Annotated in this window: 4 protein-coding genes; 1 reads left to right on the forward strand and 3 read right to left on the reverse strand. The window is 64.7% G+C overall.

The window, feature by feature from the left end; genetic code table 11:
- Positions 1–796: serine hydrolase domain-containing protein (locus tag JHD07_RS34375; protein ID WP_291630250.1), on the forward strand; the 796-nt coding region annotated here is incomplete at its 5' end.
- Positions 797–838: 42 nt separating this feature from the next.
- On the opposite strand, the gene JHD07_RS34380 is transcribed toward JHD07_RS34375, so the two are convergent.
- From JHD07_RS34380 to JHD07_RS34390, 3 genes are all read right to left on the reverse strand, one after another.
- The gene (locus tag JHD07_RS34380) at positions 839–2,158 is read right to left on the reverse strand and encodes a TRAP transporter large permease (protein ID WP_291630252.1); all 1,320 of its coding nucleotides are present in this window, start codon (positions 2,156–2,158) and stop codon (positions 839–841) included.
- Entirely contained in the window at positions 2,155–2,670 is a 516-nt protein-coding gene (locus tag JHD07_RS34385) for a TRAP transporter small permease (protein ID WP_291630255.1), read from the reverse strand. The genes JHD07_RS34380 and JHD07_RS34385 overlap by 4 nt, the downstream gene beginning before the upstream one ends.
- A gap of 82 nt (positions 2,671–2,752) precedes the next feature.
- Positions 2,753–3,751, reverse strand: a complete 999-nt coding sequence (locus JHD07_RS34390; protein WP_291630257.1) for a TRAP transporter substrate-binding protein — start codon at positions 3,749–3,751, stop codon at positions 2,753–2,755.
- Positions 3,752–4,144 lie beyond the last annotated feature (393 nt).

The following is a 4,144-nucleotide window of genomic DNA, read 5'->3' on the forward strand; positions in this document are numbered from 1 at the left end:
GAAGATCGGCGAGGTCGAGAAGTCAGGCACGCTCCAGACCATGATCGAGAGCCTGGCCAAGATCCCGCTGGAGTTCTCGCCGGGCGAGGCCTGGAACTACTCGGTCGCGACCGACGTCCTCGGCTACCTCGTCGGCAAGATCTCGGGAATGCCGTTCGAGCAGTTCCTGAAGCAACGCATTCTCGATCCGCTCGGCATGACCGACACCGATTTCCATGTGCCGGCCTCGAAGGCGCATCGCTTCGCCGCCTGCTACTCGGCGGATCCCGGCGGCGGCATGACCTTCCACGCCGGCCAGCGACGGGAAGGCCTGACGCTCCAGGACGACCCGGCAACGAGCTCGTTTCTGTCCCCGCCCTCGTTCATCTCCGGCGGAGGTGGCCTGTGCTCGACAGTGGCCGACTACCTCACGTTCTGCCGGGCGCTGCTCAACGGCGGCGAGCTTGGCGGCGTCAGGCTGATCGGACCCAAGACGCTGGCGCTGATGACCACGAACCACATTCCGGGCGGTCGCTTCCTGCCCGAGGTGTCGCGCTCGCTGTTCTCCGAGGCCGCCTATAACGGCATCGGCTTCGGCCTCGGCTTCGCCGTGACCATGCGCCCGGCCGAGACGATGATCGCGGGCAGCCCCGGGGAATACAATTGGGGCGGCGCGGCCACGACCTCGTTCTGGATCGACCCGGCCGAGGAGCTGATCGCCATCTTCATGACGCAGGTACTGCCGTCGAGCGCCTACCCGATCCGGCGCGAACTGCGCAGCATGGTCTACGCCGCGATCACCGAGAGCAATCTGTAGCCAGCCGAATGGATCCCGCGGCCGCCGGCCGCGGGATCGCGCTCATTTCAGCATCTCCGGCACGATCAGGCGCGGCAGGAACAGCGACACGCTCGGCCAGACGATAACGGCCGCCAGCACCAGCAGCATCGGGATCAGCATGATCACCGTGTCTTTCAGCGCATAGCGCAGCCGCACGCCGGCGATCGAGCAAGCGATCATCAGACACAGGCCATAGGGCGGCGTCACCAGCCCAAAGGCCAGCGAGACGATGGAGATGATCGCGAACTGGACCGGATGCAGATCGACGGACCTGGCCAGCGGCTCCAGCACGGTGCCGACGATGATGATCGCCGGGATGGCGTCGAGGAAGCAGCCGACCACCAGAAAGCAGAAGGCGATGAAGAAGCCGGCCGAGATGGCACCCATGCCCCATGTCGAGACGTTGGCCAGCAGTTCCTGCGGGATCTTGTAGTAGGCCAGCAGCCAGCCGAACGCGCTGGCGGTGCCGACGCAAAACAGCGCCACGCCGGCAAGCCGCCCGGTGTCGAGCAGGGCCCTGTACAATTCACGCGGACCCGTCTCGCGGTAGAAGAACGCCGAGAGCACGACGGAATAGAGTACGGCCACGCAGGCGGATTCCGTCGCGGTGAACCAGCCGAGCAGGATGCCGCCGACGATGATGAACGGGGTCATCAGCGCCGGTATCGACCGCCAGATCGCGCATCGCATGTCGACCCAGCTCGCCTTCGGATAGGTCGGATAGCCGCGGCGCACCGCGTAGACGTGCACCGTCGCCATCTGCGCGCCCGCGATCAAAAGGCCCGGCACGATGCCGGCCAGATACATCGCCGCGATCGAGGTCGAGATCAGCCCGCCCCATACGATCATCAGGATCGACGGCGGGATGACGACCGCGAGCACCGCGGACACCGCGGTGATCGCGATGGAGAACGAAAGGTCGTAGCCCTCCTTGGTCTGCGCGTCGATGAAGATCTTGGACTGGCTCGCCGCATCCGCAGTGGAGGAGCCGGAGATGCCGGCGAAGAACACCGACAGCACGACGTTGATCTGCGCCAGCGATCCCGGCCAGTGCCCGACCATCGAGCGCGACAGCGCCACCAGGCGGTCGGTAATGCCGCCGATGCTCATCAGGTTCGCCGTCAGGAGGAAGAACGGCACCGCTAGCAGGATGAAGGAATTGTAGGCGTTGAAGGTCTCCTGCGCGAGCATCATCAGCGACAGGCGCGGCTCGATCAAGAGGATCGGCACGCAGGCAAGGCCGAGAGCGAAAGCGACCGGCACGCGCACGATCAGCAGGCCGACGAAGACCCCGAACAGCAACATCGCGGCCTGTCCGGCAGAGAGCACCGTGCCGCTCATCTTCGTGCCCCAACCAGAATGCGCAGTTCATCGAGGATCTGTTCGCCCGCAAACACCATCCACGTCACGCCGGCCACCGGCCAGGCGACGTGGATCAGCCAGAGCGGCAGGTCGGCTAGCTCCGACGTCCTGCTCCAGGCGAAACGCGTGAACTCGATCCCGGCCCACACGAACACGAAGGCCAATGCCAGCACGCCGAGCCGCGCGACGATCCGCACCGCGGCCTCCGACCGCCGCGACAGCTCGGGCCAGACGTCGACCTCGAAATGCTGCGCCTCGCGGATGCCGACCATCGCTCCGATCATGATGGTCCAGACGAACAGGAACCGCGCCATTTCCTCGGTCCAGATGTAGGACGGGATGAGGGGCGTGTAGCGCGAGACGATCTGCAGCGTGACCGGAATGACCAGGATGCCGACGCAGGCGGCGAGCAGGATTTCCAGCAGTTTGGCATAGACCGCCGTGATGCGGCGCCACAGCGACGGTGTGGACGGGACGTGCATGTCCGACATTGGAGCTCCGTGCGGCACTCGTCCGCCATGTCCGGGCAGGAAGCGGGGCCTGCCCGGAATTCTGGCGGCGGACAGAGCGACTTCAGACGACGTTGATCTTCTCGAAAATGCCTTCCGCGCCGATCTCCTTGGCATAGGTGGCCATCACGGGATCGGCGAGCTTCTTCATCGCGTCGCGCTCCTCGAACGGAACGCGCTTGAGCTTGCCGGCCTTCTCGAGCGTGTCGAGCTTGACGACCTCCTCGCTGGACTCGAGCTGGCGGCCGTAATCGCCGGCCTCCTTGCCGGCCTTCATGATCGCGTCCTGCAAATCCTTCGGCAATGTCTTCAGCGTCTTCACCGAGAAGCAGATCGGCCGGATCGACACGGCGTGCTGGGTCAAGTTGAGATGCGGCGCCACTTCGTAGAATTTCATCGCCTCGACGCCGGCCGCTTCGTTTTCGCCGGCCGAGATCACGCCGTTCTGGATCGCGTTGTAGATTTCGTTATAGGCGATCACGGTCGGGCTCATGCCGACGGCCGCGAAGGTCTTCGACCAGATCGGCGCGCCCTGCACGCGGACCTTGAGGCCTTTGAGATCGGCGAGGTTCTTGAGCGGCTTGTTGGCGAAGATGTTGCGGATGCCGCCGCCGGCATAGCCGATCAGAACGACGTCGGCCTTGGCCGCGACCTCGTCGGCCACCGGCGCCAGGATGTTGGCCTCGACCACCTTGTTCATGTGCTCGATGCCCTTGAACACGAAAGGCGCATCGATGAACGGGGCCGCCTTGGCGAAGGTGGACATGTGGGCCGGCGAGACGATGCCGTAGTCGACTGCCTTGCCTTGCGACATGTACTCGAAATACTGCTTCTCGAGGCCGAGCGAGGAGTTTCTGTGCAGGGTGAAATTGACGGGCTTGCCGTAATACTTCTTCACCAGTTCCTCGAACCGCAGCAGTGCCCGGTTGAAGGCGTGGTCGTCGTTGAACTGAACTGCGCCGTTCAAGGTGATCGGCGCTTGCGCCCGCAGGATCGACGGCATGCCGATCGTAGCTGCCGCCGTGGTCGCACCGATACCAGCGAGAAATGACCTTCGCTTCATCGTCTCCCCTCCCTTTATGGCTCCATCCCTGTCGCCGGGACGTGAGCGCAGCCGTTATGCGGCTTGCAAAAGCAAAGCGTATGAAAATCTCCGGGCGGACGAAAGTCATTTCGCGTGCGCTCGAGCTACCCCTTCGTCGCAGAACTGCGCGCCGACGCCTATTGCACTGCAACTCGAAGCGTCCGCGTGCAGCGCGGCGATCGCAGATGGGCTTCTGAAAGACCTGAGCGCGCGCCTCGCCCTTCGAGACGACCGCGGAGCCTGTCATCGGGCCGCGCTTTGCGCGGACCCGCTGGCGGTCCCTCAGGGTGAGGCTCAGCAGCATGGTGCCCGTTGAGACCAGCGCAACGCACGCGGTCCTCATCCTGAGGGCCCGCCAACGGCGGGCGTCTC

It is taken from the genome of Bradyrhizobium sp. (assembly GCF_016462955.1).
Taxonomy (GTDB): Bacteria; Pseudomonadota; Alphaproteobacteria; order Rhizobiales; family Xanthobacteraceae; genus Bradyrhizobium.